Raw genomic sequence first — 23926 nt, 5'->3', positions numbered from 1 at the left:
GAGCACGAGCACGAGCACGAGCACGAGCACGAGCACGAGCACGAGCACGAGCACGAGCACGAGCACGAGCACGAGCACGAGCACGAGCACGAGCACGAGAGCATCGCAGGCCGCGACGGGTGCGGGCGTGACAATGGCGTCCCCGAGCGCGATCCCATCGAATCCGCAGGGCACGCGCACGACGCTCACGACCACCATGCGCACGAGCACGCCCATGGCGGACACTCGCACGTGCACCGCTCGCTCGCCGACGTGCTCGCCATCCTCGACGCCGCGCAGCTCACGCCCGGCGCCCGAGCCATCGCCGGCCGCATATTCGACGTGCTCGCCGCCGCCGAGGCACGCGCCCACGGCGCAACGCCCGAAACCGTCCACTTCCACGAGGTCGGCGCCGTCGACTCCATCGTCGACATCTGCAGCGCCGCTGTCTGCCTCGATGACCTCGGCATTCACGACGTCATCGTCCCCGAACTCTCGGAAGGCACCGGCACGATCCGATGCGCGCACGGCATCATGCCCGTCCCCGTGCCCGCCGTCGTCAACATCGCCAGCGCCGCCGGCATCGCGCTGCGCACGACGCCCGTACGCGGCGAGCTCGTGACGCCCACGGGTGCCGCCATCGTCGCTGCCACCCGCACGTCCGATCAGCTGCCCGAGCGCTACGCCATCCGGGCCGTGGGCCTCGGCGCCGGCAAGCGCAACTACGAGGGATGCGCCGGCGTGCTGCGCGCCATGCTCATCGAGCCACTCTGCGACGGAGCCCCCTCGAGTCAGCACGGCTCCGTGCGCGAGACGACAGGTAACCCGTTTGCGGCAGCGCCCGTCGTCAAGCTCGAGACGGATTTGGACGACGTGACGGGAGAGGCGCTGGGCTTCGTCGTCGAGCAGCTCATGGCCGCCGGCGCGCGCGACGCCCACGTTGTGCCGACCATCATGAAGAAGGGGCGTCCCGGCTGCCAGCTGCAGGTCATCTGCGACGAGGCCGACGTAGCCCGTCTCGAGGGCCTTATATTCGCGCACACGACGACTATCGGCATCCGACGCATGCGCATGGAGCGCGACCGTCTGCCGCGCGAAGCCGTCGAGGCGGTCACGACGTACGGGCCCATCGCCGGCAAACGCGTGGCACTGCCCGACGGCGCGACGCGTACCTACCCCGAGCACGACAGCGTCGTGGCCGCGTGCAAGCGCACGGGAGCGGGCTACCAGGACGTCGTGCGCGCCTTCCTCGCCGTCTGCGGGGCGCCCGCCGAATAGCGGCGACGCCCAGCGGCACTCACGGCCTCGCGCTCGACGTAATTGGGGGCGCCATGGGCCCAGCGTGCGAAGAACGCCCGTAAGTGTACGTTTCTTGGCAGGCCGGTGCACAAAACGACCGTTAAGTGCAGGTTTCTTGGGACGTCAGCACTGCACCCCCAGATGCATGCCCACCTGGACAGGCATTCAACCTGCGGGTTTTACAAACAACCTCGGGGAAGACGGCCCCGCAAAGCGGAAAATCACCCATCCCGGTCGGAAGAAACATGCACTTGACGGTCGTTTTGCACATGTGCGATCCAAGAATCGTGCACTAGAGCTCGTTTTGTGCACCCGAGCTCGTCTCGGCGTCACAACAGTCGCAGAGGCGGCCCCGGCCACCGAAATCCCCGGGCGCAAGGAGATGGCCCGCCCAAAAGCGGAGCGCACAGGACCCGCAGCGCGTTAATCCGCGTCGACGAAGCCCTCGTCCACGAGTAGGTTTCCGCCGTCTGCCGCCTCGGTCGCCAGCTGATCGCAGCGCTCGTTCTCCGGGTGCCCCGCATGACCCTTCACCCAGGTAAAGCTCACGTCGTGGGGCTCCTTGGCCGCCAGCATGCGCTTCCACAGGTCGACGTTCTTGACAGGCTGCTTTGCCGCCGTCTTCCATCCGCGACGCACCCAGCCATCGACCCAGCGCTGCTTGAACGCGTTGACGACGTATTGCGAGTCGGAGATGACCTCCACCTTGCACGGCCGACGCAGCGTCTCGAGCGCCACGATGACAGCGAGCAGCTCCATGCGGTTGTTCGTCGTGCGCTGATAGCCCTTCGAGAGCTCGAGCACGTGGAGCTTGCCCTTTGAGTCGACATAGTGCAGCACGGCGCCGTAGCCGCCCCGCCCGGGGTTGCCACGCGCGGAGCCGTCCGTGTAGATCGTGACGTTCATCATGGGGCTGGCGCCTCCCGGCCTCGCAGGTTATGCGCTCGCTGCGCAGAACCTGCCACTCTAGCAAAAGGCGCGCGCCCCGCAACGGAGGCGCATGCCTTCTCAGAGGAAGCGCACGGGCAGCCTAGACGCGAATGACGCGATACCCGGCGTCGGAGACGGCCGCCTCGAGACGCGCGTCGTCGATGGGCTGCTTAGACAGGACGTTCGCCGTGCGCGACACTAGGTCGACGCGAGCCCACGTCCCCTCGATGGCGTTCAGGGCGTTTTGCACGTTCTCGGCACACCCTGCGCAGCTCATGCCGCCGATGGACAGCACCTCGTGGTAGGGATAGTGGGTCATGTCCTTGTCCGCAACCTTCACGGCCTTGACCTTCTTGCGAGGTATGTCGCAGCTGCCCGATCCCCCGCAACAGTCGTCCTTGCCCACAAACGTACGGATAGCATGGCGTCCCGCAAGCACAACGAGTACCAGAAGGATCGCCAGCACAACCCATGTTTGCCAGTTCATGATCGCTCGACCTTTCCATCCGAACATGCCACCGGGACCACTTAAAGTTAGCCTCAATATACCTCCTAAAAAGATGGGAAGTGATAGGGGGAGCTAACTTACCGTCAGAACTTCAAGGACGGGCCCGCGCATAAGGAGACTCGTGTTTCTCGTCTTCTCATGGGCGTGACGTCCGATGGCCGCTCCCGCGCAGACGGCGCGTCGCACGTCCTGCTACCATGGCCGCTAGACTTTGCCGCGTGAAAGGACGTTTCCCATGGCCCTCAACTACAACCTCGCCCGCTTCGAGCGCGCCTGCGGGCGCGTCGACCAGCTGCCCGCCTCGACGGTGCCCGAGGTGGCCTTTGCGGGACGCTCGAACGTCGGCAAGTCCTCGCTGCTCAACAAGCTGCTCAACCGCAAATCGCTCGCCAAGGTGTCGCAGACGCCCGGCAAGACGGCGACGATCAACTTCTATGAGGTCGACAAGATCCGCTTCGTCGACCTGCCGGGATACGGCTACGCACAGGTGTCCAAGTCCGAGCGCCAGCGTTGGTCCGGCCTCATCGACGGCTACTTCAACCAGCAGCGCCGCTTTGCACTCGTCGCGGCGCTCGCGGACATCCGCCACCCCGCCCAGCAGCTCGACATCGCGATGGTGCGCTTCCTCACGGCCATGGAGCTGCCGTTCTGCGTCGTGCTCACCAAGGCCGACAAGCTGGGGCCCCAGGCGCAGCAGCGCCAGGAGCAGGTGCTCCGCGAGGGCCTCGGCCTGCCCGAGGACGTGCAGACGATCGTGACGTCGTCCGAGAAGGGCTGGGGCATCTCCAGGCTGCGCAGCTACCTCGAGGCCTGCTGCCGCGAAGCGTAAGGAGCCCCGGGGCGCCCGGAGCGCAGGGCGGTCCTAAACGAGCAGGAACACCGCGACGACAAACGCCACCGTGACAACGAGGAAGCCGATGAGTAGGGCCCACGCGGCGGGGCGCCCGAAGTTCACCGTCCATCCCACGCCGAAGCGCTCGGGCACGAATAGGCTCTCGTCATCGCGGTTCACATAGAGGAGGCCGAGCTTCCAGTAGCGGTCCTCGTCGCACGACATCTCGGAGTCCTCGCTAGACATTCTGCTCAAAACGCGCGCGCCGCTCTGACCGTAGATGATAGCCACAACGATCAGCGGCACTAAAACGGGCACGAGGGCAACCATCATGATGATCCCCGCTTGTCCCAGCGTGATAACGCCGGCGCTTGACAACGGAAACGCAAGCAGCATCGCGTTGATCACGACGGATGTCTCCACGAGGCACCAGCCCATCGCACGCGCGAACAGTGCGTAGGAGAGCGCCGAGCTCAGGGGGCGACGCGGGTCGACCGGCCGGCGCGACCGAGAGATCAGCCAGTGCGACACGACGATGGCACCCCAGATGAACAGCTGTGTGAGTACGGGAAACAGGACGATGCCCGGGCCCTTATCCGCCCAGTCGTTGACGTTTCCCTCCAGGTCGGCGTGCATCGGCACACGATCGGGGATGTCATCCCACAGCACGGCCATCAAGATGAGCCCGAGCACGACAGGCACGAGTCCGAGCAGCTGCCAGGCGAGCGGAACAGGGGCAGGCAGATCGCCCTCGGCGAGAATGGCTGCGCTCAGCTCGGAAGACGGCGCCCAGCCCTCCTCCTGCTTTATGCGGCGCACGCGCGATCGGCACCAGAGCATGAGCGCAAACGGCGCGACGACAAGCACGACGAGAGCCGCAGTCCACGCGACCATAAACGCAGGCTCGCCGCCCAGGGCAAAGCCGGCGAACGAGGCGGCGGCACCCACGAGCGTCGTCAACACCACAGCGAGCGTGTAGACGCACTTCATGCGGGCAATACGCGGGTCGGTATGAGCGCAGGGAGGGACCGTGACTGCGAAGCACTCCTGTCGCGGCATGAGCCACGGCGTCGCAGCGAGCAACGCGCCCACAAGCACGTTCACGAGCGTTAGAACAAGGGCCGTGACCATGTCAGTTCGCCTCCCCTTTCGCGGCCTGCTCCGTGACGCGTCGGGCCTCTGCGACCTCGGCAGCACCCCAGACGAGCTCGGCCTGATCCACAGCCGCGTCGAGAAACGTCTGCGCCGAGCCCCCGCGCGCCTTGAGGGCCGCCGCAAGCTGGGCAAGTGCCTCGACCATGCGCTCGTCCTGCTCGTCGGCCGCACGCCGCGTGCGCTGCTGAGCCGGATCCGCCACGCAGGCACCCGCCCTGCCGCGCATAAGGAGGTAGCCCTCGTCGCGCAGCACGGCATAGGACTTGTTCACCGTGTGTAGGTTGATGCCCAGGTCGCTCGCAAGCCGGCGCACAGACGGCAGGCTGTCTCCCGGCTGGAGCTCTCCCGACGTGATGGCGGCGATGATCTGCGCGCGAAGTTGCAGATAGATGGGCTCGCGTGCCCTCTGGTCTATCGTGATGACCACCGCTTGCCCCTTTTCTCCCGAGGTAGTCTCGCAATGACGCACGGCATCTCTTCAGTCCATTGTAGCGTAGGCTTCCCATTTGTTATAGATTCGCTATAACACCTGTTCTATTGTCTATGAGACGGCTGGGTGTTTAACTCTCCCGTTGTTCATATTGTGGAGCAGGGCGATAGAAATTGTAATGTGACCTTCACTCATTGACATTCTTATGCAACAAGGGCGTTATAATGCATCCCAACGAGGAACGTATCATTTTGGAAGGGTCATCCTATGGCTTACGAGATTCCCAGCACCTGCCCCGCCTGCGGTCACGAGATGCACGCCAGCACGCTGTTCTGCCCCGATTGCAACACGACGGTGACCGGCGACTTCACACTCGGCCGCTTCTCGCACCTCGCTCCCGAGCAGCTCGCGTTCCTTGAGGTCTTCCTCAAGTGCCGCGGCAACCTCAAGGACGTGGGTACGCGTCTGGGCATGTCCTACCCCACGACGCGCAGCCGCCTCGACGCCCTGCTCGAGGTGCTCGGCTATGCGGACGACGCCGAGGACACCACCGCTGCCGAGGAGGCCATCCCCCCGGCGCGCCGTGGCCGCAAGCCCTCCAAGGCCAAGACCGAGGCATAGGATCGTCTCACGAGACCCAGGTCGGCCCGCACGCGTCAACGACGCCATCGAGTGCGGGCTGACCCGGGTCTTTTTTTGGCTAGTTGAGGGTTTTGCCCCTCGTTTCCGCAGGTAAGTTGAGAGTTTTGTCACCCGCGCCTCACTTAGAGAACGCGATCAGCCCGCATTCGGCGCGCCTCGCATGCGCGGGCTGCGCGGCGAGCGGCAATCTGCCCCTCCGACATGACGCGCGTGCCCGAGACGAGGCCATTGAGCATGACGAACGGCACGCGGAACGCCGACAGCACGCCGCGCACGAGCAGCGACAGCAGCCACGCCATGAAGTACAGCGCCACGAGGTAGCCGGCGAGAAAGCCCGCCTCCGCGCCGTCGGATCCGCTCAGCAGCAGGGCGACGGAATGGCGCCCAAACCACAGCGGCACGAGCGTCAGCACCCACACGAGCAGGGCATAGCGCAGGGCGATGCGCCACCACGCGGCCGGACTGCCGTCGGGGCGCACGACCCGCAGGCGCACAAGCAGGTGGCCCGGCGTGCGGCCGCGCGTCAAGAGCGGGACGATTATGAAGACAAACCCGGTAGCCAGGGCAGCCGCGAGAAACGAGACCTTCGCTGTGCCGGCCGTGGGGCGCAGCATGTGACCGATCCAGGCGGCGCCCAGCGTGAGGGCCAGGGAGAGCGCCGCGTCGACGCTGAACCCCACGAGCCGATGCGTGGCAGACGTGAACGCCCGCGCATCGCGGCGTGCCTCGACGTTGACGTCGTCCATGTCGGGTAGCAAGCGTCTCGCAGGCAGGTAACACCAGAACCCCAGCAGGGCGCCAGCCGTGTTCGTGATGAGGTCGTTGACGTCGAACTGCCGATAGGGGTGGTCGTAGATGCCGTACAGCCCCGAGATCTGCGTCACCTCGAAGAACAGCGACAGTGCAAAGCCAGCGAGCGTCGCTTGCCACCAGCGTGCCTTGCACACGAGACCCGCGAAGAACCCCAGCGGCACCGTCAACGCCACGTTGAACAGTACCGTGTAGACAGCCGGCTTGCGCAGCGCTGCAAGCCATGTCTGAGGGTCGCTCAGGTTGATGCCCGCGCTCGCCACCATGCTGCGCACGAAGCCGAACGGCACGAGGTAGGGCACGCGCCCGTAGTCGGCGTGGCGGTCGGCCGGCAGCGGCAGGATGACCATGTAGTAGGCACAGATGAGGTAGAACACGAACAGGTAGACGCACAGAGACTTCCACGCCGGCACGCGGCCGTAACGACGGTACTGGTAGATGAGATACGGTAGCGTGACGACGGCCGCCACGAGTGGAAACGTCATCATCGCCAGCAAAACGTTGTGGATATAGACGTGCATGGGCGAGGCGGCTCCTCCCGCAGACGACGCAAGCCGAACAGGTCATGCGAACCAATCCCAAGCGGGCTCAGGTCAGCGTCACCCTCATTGTCCCCACAGAGACCTCGCGCAGGGCAATCTGGACGCATCCTCCACGAGCGATGCGGCCCACGTGAGCTAGAGTGTGCGAAAACGCTACGAAAGAGATAGGGATGCCGTCTGCCATGCCCACCACCACGCCCAAAGTCAAGCCCGACGCCCCGCAAGACCCCTCCCCGACCCCCGCCGCACCCGCGCGCAACCGCCTCGAGCGCTGGCTCGAGAAGGGCTCGCACGTGCGTCAGCATCGCGGCGGCCTCGACATCCTGCGCTACATCGGCCCGAGCCTGCTCGTCACCGTCGGCTTCATCGACCCGGGCAACTGGGCCTCGAACATGGCGGCCGGCTCGACGTTTGGCTACGCGTTGCTGTGGATGGTCACGTTGTCTACGATCATGCTCATCGTGTTGCAGCACAACGCCGCACATCTGGGCATCGTCACCGGCAAGTGCCTCGCGGAAGCCACGACGTCCTACCTGCCGCGCTGGCTGTCGCGCATCGCGCTCACGACCGGCCTGTTCGCCGTCGTCGCCACCGCGCTCGCTGAGATCCTCGGCGGGGCCATCGCGCTCAACATGCTGCTAGGCCTGCCTATCAAGATCGGAGCAGTCTTCGCGGCAGCGCTGGCGCTTACCTTGCTGCTCACGGGCTCGTACAAGAGGATCGAGCGCGTTATCATCGGCTTTGTGTCGCTCATCGGCATCTCGTTTCTCATAGAGGTGGCGCTCGTGAACGTCGACTGGCCCCAGGCAGCCGTGTCGTGGGTGAGTCCAAGCCTACCGAGCGATTCGCTGCCCATCGTCATGAGCGTGCTGGGCGCCGTCGTCATGCCGCACAACCTGTTTCTGCACTCCGAAGTCATCCAGAGCAACCCGATCGACCACTCCGACGACGCGGCCGTCTCCAAGCGCCTTCGCCTCGAGTTCGTCGATACGCTCGTGGCCATGGGCATCGGCTGGGCCATCAACTCCTCGATGATCCTGCTGGCCGCAGCGACGCTCTTTTCACGCGGCATCGTCATCAACGACCTGTCACAGGCGGCCGTGACGCTCGAGCCGGTGCTCGGGCCGGCAGCAACGTTCATATTCGCGCTGGCGCTGCTGCTGGCCGGCATCAGTTCGGCGGTGACCGTCAGCATGACGGGCGGCATCATTACGGCTGGTATCTGTGGCGAACCCTTCGACCTGAAAGACCGGCACAGCCGCTTCGGCGTCATAGGGTGCGTTCTGGTGGCGCTCGGGGTCATCTTCGTGCTGAGAGATGCGTTCACGGGCATCGTGTACTCGCAGGCGCTGCTGTCGATGCAGCTGCCGGTCACGATCGCGCTGCTCGTATATCTGACGTCGTCGCGCCGGGTCATGGGAAAGTACGCCAACGGCATAGGGCTGCGCGTGCTGCTCGGCATCATCGGCACTGTGGTAGTCGGGCTCAACGTGGCTCTCGTGGTGACGAGCATCGTGGGGTAGCCGGCGTGGGCGCCGTCTGGGATGGCCAGGCATCGGGCTACTAGGCGTTGGGGAAAGCGCCGTCCCCAACAGCTTTTTTTGGCGCTCGGGTGGGATGAATTCACAGCTTCGCCATGCCATTTTTGGCAGAAAGGGCAGGTAAGGGTACACTACCCGCAAGACAAAGCCCCCGTTCGAGGAGTCGCGCCGCATGAAACGAGCTCGACAAGCCAGCGCAGGCCGCCCCGCCATTCCCCCGCGTCGCCACCGCGCGACCGCCGTGGGGGCCCTGGCAGCCTGCGCTCTTGCCTCGACGCTGTGCCTGAGCGCCGCCATCGCAGACGAGGCGGAGCAAGCTGCGCTCGCGATACAACAGGCGAGCAGCCCCGTCACGGACGCCGTGCCCTCCGAGATCCAGCAGCGCGTCGAAGACTCGGCCGCGGCGTACAACGACGCCGTCGCCGCACGCGAGGACGTGGAGCGCAGGGTCGCCGACAACGAGGCGCGCATCGCCGAGCTCGAGGCAGCCCTCCCCGAGCTGCGGGACAAGGCGGCAGCCGCCATCAGCGCGTCCTACAAGTACCAGCTCAACGGCGGCGGTCTTCTCGAGCTCGTGCTGTATAGCGACACGTTCGAGACGTTCATCTCGACACTCACCTACCTCAATGCCGTGCAGGACTCCCACGCCGAGCAGATCAACGAGCTGCTGGCGGTGCAGGCCGAGCTCGACACCACGCGCAGCGAGCTCGACGCCGCCCTACAGCAGGCGTCCGAGGCAGAGCAGGCGGCAGCCGATGCGCTCGCTGAGGCGCAGGCCGCTCGCGAGGAGGCCATCCGACAAGCGCAGGAGGCCGCCCGTCGCGCCGCCGAGGAGGAGGCTGCCCGCCAGGCGGCGGCCGCCGCCGCTGCCGCGCAGCAGCAGGCTGTCCAGGATGCGGGGACGGGCGGTAGCACAGAGGCGGGCGGCGCGGAGGAGCCCGCCGACTCGGGCGAGCAGGTCGTCACCCCCGAGGAGGCCCCGGTCGAGACGCCCGAGGATGCAGGAGACGTCCCATCCGATGAGGGTTCTAGCGACGACGGCAGCGAGGGGTCTGTGGACTGGGGCTCGGCCGACAAGAGCGCGTTTGTGGCGCAGTGGGCCGACCGCATCGACGCCTACCTCTCGTGGTCGCCGATGGCCGGCCAGGGCGCGACCTTTGCGGCGGCGGCTTGGGACTACGGCATCGACCCTCGCTGGTCGCCTGCCATCGCCTACGTCGAGAGCTCCCTGGGCACGTACTGCTTCCTGCCGCACAACGCATGGGGTTGGGGTAGCTCGAGCTGGGGCAGCTGGGAAGAGGCCATCTATGCGCACGTGGCCGGCCTAGCGCGCGGCTACGGCCCCACGTTCGACTACGACGACGCGCTGAGCTACTGCCCGCCGACGGCGGACGAGTGGTATTCCTCCGTGCTCGGCCAGATGAGCGCCATCTAACGAAGGCCCTACTTGGGGCAGGTGTAGCGGGGCTTGCCGACGCTGGCCTTCCCATACTCGATTGCCCCGACGGGACAGCGGCAGATGCAGGCCATGCAGTGCGTGCAGTGGTCGCCCCACACCGGGTGGCCATCGACGAAGCATACATTAGACAGCGGGCACACGCGCTCGCAGCGGCCACACGACGTGCAGCCCTCCCCTGCGACGAACTTTTTCGCGTGGATGACGAGTGGGTAGAACAGGTCGTTGACGATGCCGCTTTCCAGCCGGTCAACCAGGCTCAGACGCGCCGGCGCAAACGCCTTCCCGCTGGCAATGGTCTCGATGGCTCGATCGATAGCCGGCTCGGCCGCCTCGATGATGCGCCGCGCCTCGTCGGGCTCCGGGGCGTTGAACAGCGCGATGTAGTTCTCTGGCATGACGACGGGGATCGTCCCCTTGTGGGTCATGCCTTTCTCGGTGCACAGGCGCGCCGCATAACACCCCGCGTTGCCAATGCCGCCCCCGCAGGTCAGCACAAACGTGACGTCACGGCTCCCCGTAAGCTCCGTGTGGCGCAGCCAGTCAGCGAGAAAGCGCGGCAGGCGCCACGCGTACGTCGGGGCAACGACGACCCACGGGCGATCCGAGCCCAGCGGCGTGTAGTCGTGGTCGCGCAGCCGCTCGAACAGGTCGAGCGCCTCGTCGCCCAGCCCCTGCGCGATGCGCCGTGCCACGTAGGCGCTGTTTCCCGTCCCCGAGAAATAGATGATCATCGAAATGCCTTCCCCGCCTCGGCTGCAGGCAAGCAGCCCCCTACCTACAGGATACCAGCGAGCTCGAGGGCAGTCTTTGCGAACAGAAGCACGAGCACGACGGCGATGATGGGCCGCACGATGCGCGTGCCGTCTTTCAGCACGCGGCCCGCCCCCAGGTAGTGGCCGGCGATGCCGAACACGCCAGCGATGAGGCCGAGCGCCCACCACACCTGCCCAGCCAGAGCAAACGTCACGAGCGCCGCGATGTTGCTCGCCAGGTTGGCGGCCTTCGTCTGGCCCGACGCATCGCGCACGCCCAGCTGGGCCACGCCTGAGAACAGCAGCAGGAGAAACGTCCCCGTGCCCGGCCCGTAAAAGCCGTCGTAGATGCCGCACGCCAGGGCGCACGCCCCCATGAGCAGCGTTCGCCTGCCGCGCGCCATAGGGGTCGTCTCGCTGCGCAGGCTCTTGCGGCGCAGGACGAACACCGCCACGATGGGCAGCGCGAGCATGAGCACGAAGCGAAACGCCGTCTCGGGCACGAGCAGGGCGAGCCGCGCGCCTACGGGGCTTCCAAGCAGCGCGCACGCCACGACGGGCAGCGCCAGCCGTGCGTCGATGTAGCCGCCCCGAGCCAGGCGCGCCGTCGAGACGCACGTACCCACGGCGCTCGACAGCTTGTTCGTGGCCAGGGCGATGTGCGGGGGAAGACCCGCCATCAGGTAGGCCGGCAGCGTGATGATGCCGCCTCCGCCAGCGATGGCGTCGACGAAGCCGCCGAGGAACACGAGCGGGCAGACGATGAGCAGCGTGAGCAAGTCGGGCATGGCGGCGGGCATCCTTTACGCGAGCGGGAAAGTAGAGCGGCGCGTCTCGTGCCCGAGCACAAAGAGCTCGCGGCGCGCCGGCGGCATGGTACCACGCACGGGGCGGCATCCCCTTAGCGCCGGGAAAGAGAACCGCACTCGCCGGATGATCAGCCATCCCGTCGAGCGCGGTTCGGCGCGTGCGGTGCCGATGCCGATTGCCTCGTCGAGCTCAAGGCCATCCCGATAAGTGCGCCCTTGCGGCGCGGCGTGACGTGCGCCTAGCCCCGCTTCCTGGCAGAGCCCCACCGCAGCAGCAGCGCCGAGTTAATAATGACGGCCACCGATCCAGCGTTGTGCACGAGCGCACCGACAACGGGGTTGAGGATGCCGGTGATGGCCAGCGCAATCGCCACGAAGTTCAGCGTCATCGAGAACGTGAGGTTGAGCTTGATCGTCGTCATCATGCGCCTCGAAAGCGCGAGGAGGTGCGGCAGCTCGCGCACATCGTCACTGACGAGCGCGATGTCGGCGGCATCCACGGCAATGTCGCTGCCGATGCCGCCCATCGCTATGCCGACATGGGCCCGCTTGAGCGCCGGGGCATCGTTGACGCCGTCGCCCACCATGCACACGGGCCTGCCAGCCTGTTGCTCGGCGTCGATCCAGGCGAGCTTGTCCTCCGGACGGCACGAGGCGCGATGATCGCGGATGCCCAGGCTCCGTGCGACGGCCGCGGCGGCCGACTCATTGTCTCCGGTCAGCAGCACCGGCTCGACGCCCGTGGCCTGGATTGCCGCGATGGTGGCTTGTGCGTCGGCTCGCGGCGTGTCCGCCAGCGCAATGAGGCCGAAGCGAGGCGCGATATCTGGGAGAACAGAAACGCCCGCAGGCAAGCAGGCCACGTACGTAACCGTGCAGCCCTCGTCGAGATGGCGCTGCGCGATGCGCAGCAGCTCGTCCGGCAGCTCGAGGCCGCGCTCGACCATGAGCTCGCGATTGCCGGCGATGACGCGGAGGCTAGCCGTTGAGTTGGTCGCGCGATGGGGTGCGGCACCCGCAGGGTCGGGCAAAACGCCCGTCGCGGATCCCCCGAGTGTCGTACCGCCCCCAACCGACAGCGCGCACGTGGCCTCGACGCCGCGACCCGGCAGCATCAAAAAGCTCTCCGGCTCGGCAACACGGCGGACAGGAGCGTCATCTGAACCGGTGCCGGCAGACGCCCGCCAACCGGCGACGATAGCCTTGCCCAGTGGGTGCTCGCTGCGCAGCTCAGCCGAGGCAGCGAGCGCATAGAGCGTTGCGGCGGCATCAGGCCCGTCCACACCCGCAGGGGCGACGACCTCGACGGAGACGACGCGCGGCGTGCCGTACGTCAGCGTGCCCGTCTTATCGAACGCAACCCGGCTCACGGCCGCGAGACGCTCGAGGGCATCGCCCTCACGCACGAGAAAGCCGTGTTTTGTGGCATTGCCGATTGCCGCCATGATAGCCGTGGGCGTGGCGAGCACGAGGGCGCAGGGGCAGAACACGACGAGAATCGTCACGGCGCGCAGGATCTCGCCGGTCACGGCCCACGTGATGAGCGCCGCGCTTATCGCGATGATGACAATCCACACGGCCCAGCGATCGGCAAGGCTCACGATCTTCGCCTTGCCGGCATCGGCTGACTGCACGAGACGGATCATGCGCTGAAGAGACGAATCCTCGCCCACCTTGACGGCGCGCATATCAAAGCTGCCAAAGCAGTTGAGCGTACCAGAGGGCACCTCTTCGCCCGGCCCCTTGTCTACCGGCAGGGACTCGCCGGTCATGACAGACCGGTCGACAGAGGTCTCGCCTGCGACGATGACGCCGTCAACCGGCACCGTCTCGCCGGGGTTCACTCGCAGAATGTCACCAACGCGCACATCCTCCGCGGGGACGACTTCCTCACGTCGGTCGGCAGAGCCCGATAATCCCGCGAGCGCTGCGCGCAGGGCCCCCGCGACGTCGGTAGCCCCTTCAACCTGTGCCTCTTCCACGGCGCTCGCGACGGCGTCCGCCAAGGGCTCGCCGGAACAGCTGATGCGCCGGGCCGTGCGGGGCGTCAGGTGCACGAGTCGCTCGATGCCCGCGCGGGCCCGAGCGACCGTCAGCTCCTCGAGCAAGCCACCGAGCTGCATGATGAGCGCGACCTCGCCGGCAGCAAACGTCTCACCAATCGCAACGCTTGCGATGAGAGCGATGGCGACGAGCACATCAGCCGTGATATCGAACTCTGTGACGAGTCCGATGAGCGCCTCGCAGATGATGGGAACGCCGCACAGGACTATGGCGATCCAGGCGGGATCAAACGGGAGCGCTGCACGCAACGCCGGCGGGGCAAACAGGCTCAACAGCAATGACAGGCCCGAGATGACGAGCAGCCAGATATCCTTCTTCGTGCCGCCCAGGCTCAGCAGATCTTCAAGCCTGTGCATGACATCGTCTATGCGCCCTTTTACACCGCCCACGCCTCGCGCCCCTTTCACATGGTCCATCTGTTCCATTTGGGGCGGGCCTAATGCACGAGAAGCATCTATGCCCATACCCCCATAGGTATTGCTATAGGATAGATATACCTATGGGGGTATGGGTGTCAAGATTAAAAGTTAACCCATGTTGGCGAAACGCTCGACGGCCTTCGTGAAGTCGGCAATCGTCTTGTCGGGATCGCCGTGCTCGATGCCGTCGCGCACACAGTGCTGGATATGGCCCTCAAGGACGACTTGGCCCACGCGATGCAGCGCGCTTTTGGCGGCGTTGATCTGCGCGAGAATGTCCTCGCACGGCACGTCTTCGTCGATCATGCGGTCGATAGCCTGAACCTGGCCGGCGATCTTCTTGAGCCGACGGTGCAGGTTGTCGGCGTCCATGCACTGCTTCATCGCACATCTCCGTTCGCGGCATCGTCCGGGTCGCACGGCTCGCCGCAGCTGGCAACGATGCCGCCCCCCAGGCAGGTCAAACCCTCGTAGAGTACCACCGACTGGCCTGGCGCGACCGTGCGGCGCGGCTGCGGAAAACGCACGGTGACGCACGGCGCGGAGGATCCCTCGCCATTGGCCTCACCCTGACGCTCAGCCTCAACGTGAATCTCTGCGTCCATCAGCTCGCCCGTATGACGACATCTCACCTGGTACGCACCGTCGGCAGGCGGCTCGTTGACCCAGCAAACGTCCGTGAGCCGCAGCTCGCGACACCACAGGCCTGGACAGCGTGGATCGTCCGTCACCGTGACGACATTCGAGCTCGCGTCGACGCTCACGACGTAGCGCGCCGGGCCGCCGCCGAGGTCGAGCCCCTTGCGCTGGCCCACCGTGTAGAGGAAAGCGCCCTCGTGGCGGCCCAGGACGCGGCCACTCCCCCACTCGACGATGTCGCCGGGGCACCGATCCAGGTAGTCGAGCAGGAAGGGCCGCAGGCCGACAGGGCCCACGAAGCAGATACCCTGCGAGTCGGGCTTGGCAGCCGTCACGAGACCACGCTCGGCAGCCAGGGTGCGGACCTGCGCCTTCGTGGGGATGTCCCCGATGGGGAACAGCGTGCGGGCGAGCGTTGTGCCATCGACGCGCCAGAGAAAGTACGTCTGGTCCTTGTGCTCGTCAGCCGCGCGCACGAGGGAGGCGCGACCGGCATCGGCCAGCGGGGCCGTCCTCGCGTAGTGGCCCGTCGCCACGTAGTCGGCGCCCTCTGCAAAGGCGCGCCGGGCAAAGACGCCGAATTTGACCTTCTCGTTGCACATGACGTCGGGGTTGGGCGTGAGGCCCCGCCGATAGCTGTCGACGAGGTAGTCCACGACACCACGCCGGTACTCCTCCTCGCAGTCCCACACGACGAGCTCGATGCCCAGCCGCGCCGCGACGCGCTCGGCATCGGCGAGGTCGTCGGCCCACGGGCACTTGTGGCCCGGCAGGTCGCGCGACCAGGTGCGCAGGTAGACGCCCGTAACGTCGAAGCCCCGCTCGACGAGCAGCGCCGCCGACAGCGACGAGTCCACGCCGCCGCTCATACCCACAAGCACGCGACCTGCGCTCATCGCTGGACCTCCTTCCCGGTCGTCGTGCGGTCCATGTCACAGCGCTCCCCCGTCGCGGCGTCGATCCCCAAGCGGGCGCACTCACGGCGCACGGCGTCCTCGACGGCGCCGGCGACGTAGTCTATCTCGGCCTGCGTCGTGGGGTGCCCCAGCGAGATGCGCAGACTGCCGTCCGCCTGCTCCGCCGTAAGCCCGATGGCCTCGAGCACGTGTGAGCGCTCCATGCGGCTCGCGGCGCATGCGCTACCCGTGCCGACACACACGCCGGCGTTCTCAAGTAGGATGACGAGGCGGCGCGCCTCCAGGCCAGGAAACGACAGGCTCAGGTGACTCGGCAGGCGGCCCTTGGGCTTGCGTGGGCCCCAGACGAGCATCCACGGGAACGTCTGGGCCAGCCGTCGCTGCAGGGCGTCGCGCAGGCCGGCGACGCGGCGGGCCTCCTGTGGGCGGCGCTCGCATGCCAGCTCAAGCGCCCGGGCGAAGCCGATAGCGCCAGCGACGTTCTCCGTCCCGCTGCGCAGGCCGCCCTCCTGACCGCCTCCGCGCACAAGGGGCGCCAGGCAGACGCCCTCGCGCGTCCACAGCAGGCCCACCTGCTTGGGACCGTAGACCTTGGCGGCGGAGAGCGTGAGCAGGTCGGCACCGAGCGACGAGACGTTGACGGACAGGTAGGCCGCGGCCTGCGAGGCATCGACGTGCAGCCAGATGGGACGGGGGTCGCCAGCGTCGAGGCGCCGCATGCGCTCGGCAGCGACGATGCGCGCGACGTCCGAGACGGGCTGGATGCAGCCGAGCTCGCCGTTGGCCAGCGAGACGCTCACGAGTTCCGTGCGCGGGGTGATGGCGCCTGCGATGGCGGCGGGGTCGACGCGCCCATCTCGGCCCACTCCGACGAGCGTGGCGTCCCCGCAAGCCTGCGCGCACGCCAGCACGGACTCGTGCTCTGTCGACAGCGTGACCACGTGAGCAGCGGGGGCATCGACGTCCGGCGAGCGCCAGGCCCCCACCGTGGCGAAGGCAAGGTTGTTGGCCTCCGTTGCACCCGCGGTTATCGTGACGCAGGCGGAACGGGCGCCGATGAGGCGGGCAAGCGTCGTGCGGGCCGCCTCGTAGTCAGCACGCACCGCTCGGGCTGCGGCGTAGGGAGCCGACGGGTTATAGAAGCGCGTCGTGAGGTAGGGCATCATAGCGTCGAGGACAGCCGGGTCCATCGGCGTGGCTGCAGCGTAGTCCAGGTAGGCACCGGCCAGCGGGGCGGGGCCCTCCCCTGGCACCTCGCGCGCAAAGTCGTTCATGCTCATGCGTGGGTTCTCCGTGTTCGTCATGAGCAGAGCGTAGCGCAACGGCCCCGCACGAGTTGCGAGCGGCAGCGGCCCTGGCAGAAAAGCCATCGGGTTTTGCGGCAGACGCCCGACCTCCCGCATCGGGCGGCTGCCGTCCACCTACGCCAGCAGGTCGAGCAGCTGGTCGAGGCTCTTCTTGCCGAATGTCACCTGCTCGGCGCCGTCGCGCTCGATGATGAGGCACGGCACACTCATGACGTTGTAGGCACTCTTGAGCTCGGGGAAGTGCGCCACATCGTAGACGTCGACACTGACGTGCGGGTTAAGCGCGGCAATGCGGTTGGCCGCCTGCACGAGATCTGGGCACATCGTGCACGACAGGCTCACGATGACACGGATACGTACGGGGCCCGTCACGCCGGCGATGCGCGAGCGCGTGGCGTCGTCGAGCGGCTGGCCGGGACCGGCGGCGTTGTAGAGGCCGAGCACGAAGCTCGTGAACTCGTGGCCGCCCGGCACGCCGTGGAAGCACATGCCACATGGCGCGCCGTCGTCGTGCACGAGGCTCACGTAGGGCAGATCGCCCGCGACGTCGGCGCCCTCCGAGCCCCGCTCGACCGTCAGCCTGTCCGTCAGCTTGGCGAGCTCCTCCATATAGCCCTCGAGCTCGCGGGAGACAGGTCGCTCGTCGAGGTGCAGCTCAAGCGTCAGCGGGGCGCCCATGCGGGAGAACACGGCGTCGAGCTGGGCGCGCATGGCCTCGTCGAACAACTCGCTCGTTGCGCTGCCAGCGGAGGGTGCCTCGGAAGCGCCCACGTGGCCACCCACCGGACGCTCAGCCGTCGCCCCGCCCGCAGGCTTCGGCTGCTGAGGCACGATGCCTGTCTTCTCCCGCAAGGCCGCGCACAGGTGCGCCATCCCATCCGTCGCCTCGGCCGCCTCGCCCACGGCGGTCGCCACCTGACGCAGGCGCTTCACGCACACGTCGCCCGCCGCGAACAGGCCCGGCGTGCGCGTCTGCTGCGCCGCGTCCGTCACGACGTAGCCGCGATCGAGGTCGGCAAGCCCCTCGGCCAGCTCGCTCACCGGATCATATCCCGCGAACACGAACACGCCGAACGTGTCGCCCTCGGGAGCCTCGTACGTGAAGGTCTCGCCCGTCTTGTTGTTGTGGTACGTCATGCGGCGCAGCACCGTATCGCCAGACACTTCGTCGACCTCGGTGTTCGGCAGGATCGTGATCTTGGGATTCGTGCGCGCAGGCTCGGCCGCGGCCGCCGCGCACGAGAAGTCATCCTTGCGGATAAGCACGGTGACGTGGCGTGCATAGTTCGTCAGGAACACGCTCTCCTCCGCCGCAGCAAAGCCACCGCCCACGACGAAGGCGTCCTTGCCCGTGAAGAACTCGCCGTCGCACGTGGCACAGTACGCGACGCCGTGGCCCCGGAACTCCTCCTCGCCCGCAAAGCCCACCATGCGCGGACGGGCACCCGTCGCCAGCAGCACGGCGAAGCAGGAGAGATCCCCCTTGTTCGCCGCGTGGACGACCTTGACGTCGCCGTCCATGTCGAGGCCCGTGACCTCGGCCGAAAGGAACTCTGCGCCGAACGACTCCGCTTGGCGCCGCATCGTCTCCGTAAGCGCCGTGCCGCTCGTACTCCCCACGCCGGGGTAGTTGACGACCTCCGACGTGATCGTGATCTGCCCGCCGAAGTGCTCGCGCTCCACGACGACGACGCGATAGCGGGCACGCGCCAGGTACAGAGCCGCCGTCAGACCGACGGGGCCGCCGCCGACAATGACGGCGTCATACATGTTTGTGTCGGTCATGTCCCGACCCCCTTCTATGCAAAGGGGCCACGGCCGACCTCCCGAAGGAAGGCGGCCGCGGCCCCGGCATTCGTCCTATCGCCTAGGCTTAGAGCTGGCCCACGAGGTCAAGGCTCGGCTTGAGCGTCTCAGCGCCCGGCGTCCACTTGGCGGGGCACACCTGGTCGCCGTGCTCGCGCACGAACTTGGCAGCCTGCACGAGACGCAGCAGCTCCTTGGCGTTGCGGCCGATGCCGCCGGCCGTGACCTCGTACACCTGGATCTTGCCGTCGGGGTCGACGATGAACGCGCCGCGCTCCGCCAGGCCGTCACCCTCGATGAGAACCTCGAAGTCGCGGGCCAGGACGTGCGCCGGGTCAGCCAGCATTGGGTAGGTCACCTTGCTGATGCGCTCGGACTCGTCGTGCCAGGCCTTGTGGACGAAGTGCGTGTCGCACGAGACGGAGTACACCTGGCAGCCTTCGGCCTTGAAGGCCTCGTAGTTCTCGGCAAGTTCCTCGAGCTCCGTGGGGCAGACGAACGTGAAGTCGGCCGGATAGAAGAAGAACAGGGCCCAGTGGCCGAGGACGTCGCCCTTCGTAACCGTCTTGAACTCGCCGTTCTCGTAGGCCTGGACGCTGAAGTCACTGATCTCTTTGTTGATGAGGGACATGGGTGTCACGCTCCTTTTCGTTGGCTGTCGAACGCGGTCATTATGTTCTGTATACCCGATGGTGTCGCTAAGTATGCTTAGTCTAACTATAAGCACATACATCGAATATGGTTTCTGACAGCTCCCATTGAGCAGTTCGTGTGCTGCTCTCTACTCACTATCAGTAATGAATCTTATTACTTGATTTGTGGAGGTGCCGTCAAGCGGACGCGGAGTTTTTCACAACTCCCCCGCCTCTGGCCCAGGTAGATAGTCTGTGCGATGCCAATTGGGTACCATCGTGACCGGAAAGAATCGAAACGAAGGAGCTACTCGATGGCCACCCAAAGGAGGAATACGCGGCAGCGCCAGCTCGTGCTCGACGCCGTTCGCACGCATAACGATCACCCTACGGCCGACGAGATCTACGTCGACCTGCGCGCCGATGACCCGCGCATCAGCCGGGGCACCGTCTATCGCAACCTGCGCCTGCTCTCCGAGAGCGGGGAGATCCGCACGTTCAAGGTGCCGGGCGGCGACCGCTTCGATTGGCGAGTCGATGACCACGCGCACGTCGTCTGCCTGGGCTGCGGCTGTGTGTGCGACGCCCCCATCGACTACCAGACCGAGCTTGACGAGCACGTGGAGCGGCAGACTGGCTTTTCCATCGACTCGCATCACACGTTGTTCGAGGGGCTGTGCCCGAACTGCCGCGCGTCTCACGAGCAGGCCTCTGAGTGCGTGCCTGCCGCAAAGGACTCCCCCGCGGCGTAGGGTTGCTTCGTACGTTTCGCTCGGGAAAGGAGGTCGCCTTGCCGCGCTATCACACCGTCGTGTTTGACTGTGATGGGACGCTTATCGACTCCATCGCTGACCTGGCTGCTGCAGGTAACGCCGTGTGCACGGCGCATGGCTGGCCGACGTTCACCATCCCGCAGTACAAGCGCAAGGTCGGCAACGGGCAGCGGACGCTTATCCGGCGCATCATGCCTACTGAGCTCGCGGGCAACGACGCAGCCGCCGCACAGGCGTACGAAGAGTTCAACGCGTACTACAACGTGCACAAGGGCGATACGACTGCTCCCTACGTCGGCATTCCTGCGATGCTCGACGCTCTGCTAGCTGCGGGTGTTCGCCTTGCCGTGCTCACGAACAAGAACGATGGGCCCGCGCAGGAGCTCGTGCGCGAGTACTTCGGCGATCGGTTCGCCTGTGTGCAAGGCCGTGTCGAGGGGCTGCCTCCCAAGCCTGCGCCTGACCTGATGCGCGCCCTGCTGGGGCGACTTGCTGTCGATGCTCGTTCGGTTGATGTCCGCTCGCTCCCCGGCTTTCTCATGGTTGGCGATTCCGGCGTAGACATTCAGGCGGGTCAGGCCGTCGGGATGGATACGTGCGGCGTGCTGTGGGGCTTTCGCGATAGAGCGGAGCTTGAGGGAGCCGGCGCCACGCACATCGTTGCGACGCCTGCCGACCTGGCGACGATTGTGCTTGGAGAGGATCCCGCGAAGCGCGCGTAGTCGGCTTCCGAGGACACGGAACGCTTACCTGGCTTCTTTCTGCCGTCGCGCCTCCCGAAGCTAGGTAAGACGCGCTCCTTTCGTGTTGCTTGTTAGAATCGAACAGCCTGATGAGGCGCTTGCGGGATTCACTTCCTCTATTCAGCGTGCGGCGCCTTTTCTAGCCCTCTCGGTTTGCTTGCCGTTACGCGTGGCGTCCTGGTACGTCGCGCTCATCAAAAGGAGGCCACCATGCCCATGCAGGAGTCTGCGCTACGCGCCATCAGCGCAACCGGAGCCGCGCCGGACTGGGACTCGTACGTCATTGAGACCGTTAACGTACCGTTCTCCTCTACGCCAACCGTGCGCGCCACGTTCTCCGATCCTATGCTTGCCGGTTATGAGGTGCTTGTCGTGGCAGACTCGCTGCCCGTCTCCTGCGCCGACGCATACGACCACGGGACTTATGACGGCGTAGGGCTCGACCCCATGCGCCTCGTAACGCTCGTGTGCCGCTTCCCACGTTGCGTGCTTGCCGAGGTCAACACCCACCGCGTTTTCTCGCGTAACTCTGCGAGTTCACGTGCCCGCGCCGTCAAAGCGACGATCGGCGCCGTCATGGAGGACCCATACATCCCGCTGTTCACGATGAACGCCAAGGGAATGGGTGGCGGCTTTGCAACGCCCGGTGTGCGCCGACGCGCTGTCGAGCAGTGGCTTGCGGCTCGCGACAGTGCCGTGATGAGCGAGCTGCGGCTGCTTATGGGTGATCTGCTACCTGAGGGTGCGTGCGCGCAGGACTATCGCGAGCTGCTCGATCGCTACTACGAGGAGTCCTACCAGGCCGAGAACCCAGATCCGCGCGCCATCTCCGTGCACAAGCAAAACGCGAACCGACTCATCGAGCCGTTCATGTGGCACGAGGCAATCATCACGTCGTGCTACTGGGAGAACTTCCTTCGACTGCGAATCTCCGAGGGGGCCCAGCCCGAGATCCACGCGCTTGCGGTTCTCGTTCGCGAGGCGCTGAGGGCGAGCAGGCCTGTCGCTCGCTGGGCGCACGCGTCGTTCGTTGATGACATGCCGGCTGCCGATGCGGGCGAGGAAGAGGTCATGGGTGCCATGATGGATTCGGCGGCGGAGTGCGCACGCGTGTCGTACAAGGACCGGTCGAAGCAGAGCGTGCGGCATGGGTCTGATCTGGGAGACCGGCTGCTTGCCGACGGGCACCTCTCGCCGTTCGAGCACGCGGCGTTTGATGCGGCTGCCGTGCGCGCGGATGGCGATGCCAATGTGGCTTGGCTTGCGGAGCGTGTCGCGGGGAAGGACAACCTGTCAGGCAACCTGAGCGACGCGTGGGTGCAGCTGAGGCGAGTGCTCGAGTAGGCTTGCGCGCTGACTGGCGGCGTAGTTCTTGCGAGCGACTGGCTGGGGGTGGCGGGATGCCTGGACATCGTTCGGCTACCGCTCTCATCTGGCTACCATCCCGCGTTTAACGCGCCGATAAGAAGCAAGTTTGTATTTGATGCCCGCGTCGCGGAATCCAATGCCGCGGTGCGGGCTTTTCTTGGCCAAACTTCGCGATGATGCATGGGCACACGTGGCACACCTGTGTGGAATAGGTCTAAGCTAGGCTGTTTACCTGCACATTTAGTAATCGACAGCCTTGGAAGCCTCTCCAGAAAGAAATATAGCCGTCGCAAGCCATACATAGCCGGCCTTGTTGGCCATGAATCCACTGCCGTTCGACCGCGGTGCACAAATCATTCGATTGTGCAGTTGGACTCACTTGGAGACAACGCATACAAACGGAGCTCAAACGTAGAGAAGCCGCAGCTCCCGAAGGAACTGCGGCCTCACCGCTAGGATTGTGCATCCGAGGAATGGACGCTATCCGGCGGGGTCATCCTGAGATGAACCCCGCCGGGAAGTTCACGTACTAGTTCTGCTCGCGCTTACGACGGTTCAGCAGGACCGCACCAGCGCCGAGGGCAGCCACACCGGCCGCGCCGGCAGCCGCGAGGCCAGCGACGTTCGTGTCGTCGCCCGTCTTGGGCAGCTGATCCTTCTTCTGGGACTCGTCCTTCTTGGACTCATCCTTCTTGTCCGTGTCGTCCTTGCTGTCGGACGTGGAGGAGTCGTCCTTGTCCTCAGACTCAGAAGGCTTCTGCTCGTCGTCGATCTTGTTCCAGACAGCCTTCAGCGTGACGTCCTTGTCCAGGGCCGTCTTGAAGCCATAGGGCTCGCCATCCAGCGTCCAGCCACCGAACTTGAAGCCGTCCTTCGTGGGCGTAGCGGGCTCGACGGGAGCCTCGCCCATGTTGACCGTCTGCTCAGCAACCTCAGAGCCACCATCGGTGTCGAACGTCACCTTGTACGTCTCAGCGACAGGCGTCTCGTCCTTCTCGTACTGAGCCATCAGGGTCGTCTTGCCAGCGACAGTGAAGTCGGACAGGTCAGCCTTGTAGGTCTTGCCGTCCTGATCCATGAAGCCAGTCAGCGTATAGCCATCGAACGTCGGCAGGTTCTCCGGGACGGTCAGCGTAGCGCCGGCCTCGTAGGAGTTCGTCTCGTCGAAGGCGACCTCGTCCGTGCCAGGCGTCGTGGCAATGATCGTCACGTCGTACTTAGCAGCAGGCGTCTCGTTGGCCGTGTACTGAGCGTACAGGACATCGTCAGCCTTGGGAGCAACATAGCCCGTCAGGTTGGCATCATAGGCGTTGCCAGCCTTGTCGACGAAGCCCGTCAGCGTGTAGCCGTCGAACGTGGGCAGGTCCGTCGGGACAACAACCGGGTCGCCAGAGACAGCCTCGAAGGGCGTGTCATAGACAACGTCGGTCGTGCCGGGCGTCGTGGCAATGAACGTGACGTTGACCTTGACGATCGGGTCGGGCGTGTCGTTCTTCGTCCACTGGGCCAGCAGCGTCGTGTCGCCAGCGGGGGCGACGAAGTCGCTCAGAGCGGCCTGGTAGGAGGCGCC

General features: G+C 65.9%; 23 protein-coding genes. 8 read left to right on the top strand and 15 right to left on the bottom strand.

The features are described from left to right. Positions 1–216 (bottom strand): hypothetical protein (locus KHZ24_11460; protein MBS5451803.1); only part of this gene is annotated, 216 nt, incomplete at its 3' end. Between the two features lie 15 nt (positions 217–231). Here KHZ24_11460 and KHZ24_11455 point away from each other — a divergent pair. Beyond that, the gene (locus tag KHZ24_11455; GenBank protein ID MBS5451802.1) at positions 232–1257 is read left to right on the top strand and encodes a LarC family nickel insertion protein; all 1026 of its coding nucleotides are present in this window, start codon (positions 232–234) and stop codon (positions 1255–1257) included. A 444-nt stretch (positions 1258–1701) separates the two neighbouring features. Here KHZ24_11455 and rnhA read toward each other — a convergent pair whose 3' ends face one another. Then, positions 1702–2184 (bottom strand): ribonuclease HI, encoded by a 483-nt coding sequence (gene rnhA / locus KHZ24_11450; protein ID MBS5451801.1) that lies wholly within the window; start codon positions 2182–2184, stop codon positions 1702–1704. A 124-nt stretch (positions 2185–2308) separates the two neighbouring features. Next, positions 2309–2695, bottom strand: a complete 387-nt coding sequence (locus tag KHZ24_11445) for a heavy-metal-associated domain-containing protein (GenBank protein ID MBS5451800.1) — start codon at positions 2693–2695, stop codon at positions 2309–2311. A gap of 256 nt (positions 2696–2951) precedes the next feature. Here KHZ24_11445 and yihA point away from each other — a divergent pair, with 256 nt between their 5' ends. Then, positions 2952–3545 carry a ribosome biogenesis GTP-binding protein YihA/YsxC gene (gene yihA / locus KHZ24_11440; protein ID MBS5451799.1) on the top strand — a complete coding sequence of 198 codons (594 nt, stop codon included), beginning with the start codon at positions 2952–2954 and terminating at the stop codon, positions 3543–3545. 33 nt (positions 3546–3578) lie between these two features. Here the strand turns inward: yihA and KHZ24_11435 are convergent, their stop codons facing one another. Both KHZ24_11435 and KHZ24_11430 read right to left on the bottom strand, forming a co-directional pair. After that, on the bottom strand, positions 3579–4679 hold the full coding sequence (locus KHZ24_11435) for a DUF1648 domain-containing protein (GenBank protein MBS5451798.1): 1101 nt from the start codon (positions 4677–4679) through the stop codon (positions 3579–3581). A 1-nt stretch (position 4680) separates the two neighbouring features. Next, positions 4681–5130 (bottom strand): GntR family transcriptional regulator, encoded by a 450-nt coding sequence (locus tag KHZ24_11430; protein ID MBS5451797.1) that lies wholly within the window; start codon positions 5128–5130, stop codon positions 4681–4683. A 270-nt stretch (positions 5131–5400) separates the two neighbouring features. Here KHZ24_11430 and KHZ24_11425 point away from each other — a divergent pair, with 270 nt between their 5' ends. Next, entirely contained in the window at positions 5401–5754 is a 354-nt protein-coding gene (locus KHZ24_11425; protein ID MBS5451796.1) for a DUF2089 domain-containing protein, read from the top strand. 143 nt (positions 5755–5897) lie between these two features. Here KHZ24_11425 and KHZ24_11420 read toward each other — a convergent pair whose 3' ends face one another. Then, positions 5898–7106: a VanZ family protein gene (locus tag KHZ24_11420; GenBank protein MBS5451795.1), complete on the bottom strand. Its 1209-nt coding sequence runs from the start codon at positions 7104–7106 to the stop codon at positions 5898–5900. A gap of 203 nt (positions 7107–7309) precedes the next feature. Here KHZ24_11420 and KHZ24_11415 point away from each other — a divergent pair, with 203 nt between their 5' ends. Both KHZ24_11415 and KHZ24_11410 read left to right on the top strand, forming a co-directional pair. Next, the gene (locus tag KHZ24_11415) at positions 7310–8650 is read left to right on the top strand and encodes an Nramp family divalent metal transporter (GenBank protein MBS5451794.1); all 1341 of its coding nucleotides are present in this window, start codon (positions 7310–7312) and stop codon (positions 8648–8650) included. 190 nt (positions 8651–8840) lie between these two features. Next, positions 8841–10103, top strand: a complete 1263-nt coding sequence (locus KHZ24_11410; GenBank protein MBS5451793.1) for a hypothetical protein — start codon at positions 8841–8843, stop codon at positions 10101–10103. Positions 10104–10111: 8 nt separating this feature from the next. Here the strand turns inward: KHZ24_11410 and KHZ24_11405 are convergent, their stop codons facing one another. The 8 genes from KHZ24_11405 to ahpC form a co-directional block, all read right to left on the bottom strand. After that, complete coding sequence (locus KHZ24_11405; GenBank protein ID MBS5451792.1) at positions 10112–10858, bottom strand: EFR1 family ferrodoxin; 747 nt, start codon at positions 10856–10858, stop codon at positions 10112–10114. Between the two features lie 44 nt (positions 10859–10902). Further along, on the bottom strand, positions 10903–11667 hold the full coding sequence (locus KHZ24_11400) for a TSUP family transporter (protein ID MBS5451791.1): 765 nt from the start codon (positions 11665–11667) through the stop codon (positions 10903–10905). Between the two features lie 260 nt (positions 11668–11927). Next, positions 11928–14108, bottom strand: a complete 2181-nt coding sequence (locus KHZ24_11395) for a cation-translocating P-type ATPase (protein ID MBS5451790.1) — start codon at positions 14106–14108, stop codon at positions 11928–11930. Between the two features lie 171 nt (positions 14109–14279). Continuing rightward, positions 14280–14555: a metal-sensing transcriptional repressor gene (locus KHZ24_11390; protein ID MBS5451789.1), complete on the bottom strand. Its 276-nt coding sequence runs from the start codon at positions 14553–14555 to the stop codon at positions 14280–14282. Then, positions 14552–15706 (bottom strand): tRNA 2-thiouridine(34) synthase MnmA, encoded by a 1155-nt coding sequence (mnmA, locus tag KHZ24_11385; GenBank protein ID MBS5451788.1) that lies wholly within the window; start codon positions 15704–15706, stop codon positions 14552–14554. The genes KHZ24_11390 and mnmA overlap by 4 nt, the downstream gene beginning before the upstream one ends. Continuing rightward, on the bottom strand, positions 15703–17001 hold the full coding sequence (locus KHZ24_11380) for a cysteine desulfurase (GenBank protein MBS5451787.1): 1299 nt from the start codon (positions 16999–17001) through the stop codon (positions 15703–15705). Before KHZ24_11380 ends, mnmA begins: the two co-directional genes overlap by 4 nt. Before the next feature lie 147 nt (positions 17002–17148). Then, positions 17149–18819 (bottom strand): FAD-dependent oxidoreductase, encoded by a 1671-nt coding sequence (locus KHZ24_11375; GenBank protein ID MBS5451786.1) that lies wholly within the window; start codon positions 18817–18819, stop codon positions 17149–17151. Positions 18820–18907: 88 nt separating this feature from the next. Beyond that, positions 18908–19471, bottom strand: coding sequence for a peroxiredoxin (gene ahpC / locus KHZ24_11370; protein ID MBS5451785.1), 564 nt, complete (start codon positions 19469–19471; stop codon positions 18908–18910). A gap of 315 nt (positions 19472–19786) precedes the next feature. Here ahpC and KHZ24_11365 point away from each other — a divergent pair, with 315 nt between their 5' ends. The 3 genes from KHZ24_11365 (at position 19787) to KHZ24_11355 (ending at position 22332) form a co-directional block, all read left to right on the top strand. Further along, positions 19787–20224: a transcriptional repressor gene (locus KHZ24_11365; GenBank protein MBS5451784.1), complete on the top strand. Its 438-nt coding sequence runs from the start codon at positions 19787–19789 to the stop codon at positions 20222–20224. A 38-nt stretch (positions 20225–20262) separates the two neighbouring features. Then, on the top strand, positions 20263–20967 hold the full coding sequence (locus KHZ24_11360; GenBank protein ID MBS5451783.1) for an HAD family hydrolase: 705 nt from the start codon (positions 20263–20265) through the stop codon (positions 20965–20967). A 231-nt stretch (positions 20968–21198) separates the two neighbouring features. Continuing rightward, a complete protein-coding gene (locus KHZ24_11355) occupies positions 21199–22332 on the top strand; it encodes an FAD-dependent thymidylate synthase (protein ID MBS5451782.1) in 1134 nt (377 codons plus the stop codon). 553 nt (positions 22333–22885) lie between these two features. Here the strand turns inward: KHZ24_11355 and KHZ24_11350 are convergent. Continuing rightward, positions 22886–23926: InlB B-repeat-containing protein (locus KHZ24_11350; GenBank protein MBS5451781.1), on the bottom strand; the 1041-nt coding region annotated here is incomplete at its 5' end.

Source organism: Coriobacteriia bacterium (genome assembly GCA_018368455.1).
Lineage (GTDB): Bacteria > Actinomycetota > Coriobacteriia > Coriobacteriales > UMGS124 > JAGZEG01.
This window is presented reverse-complemented; position numbering and strand designations above follow the sequence as displayed.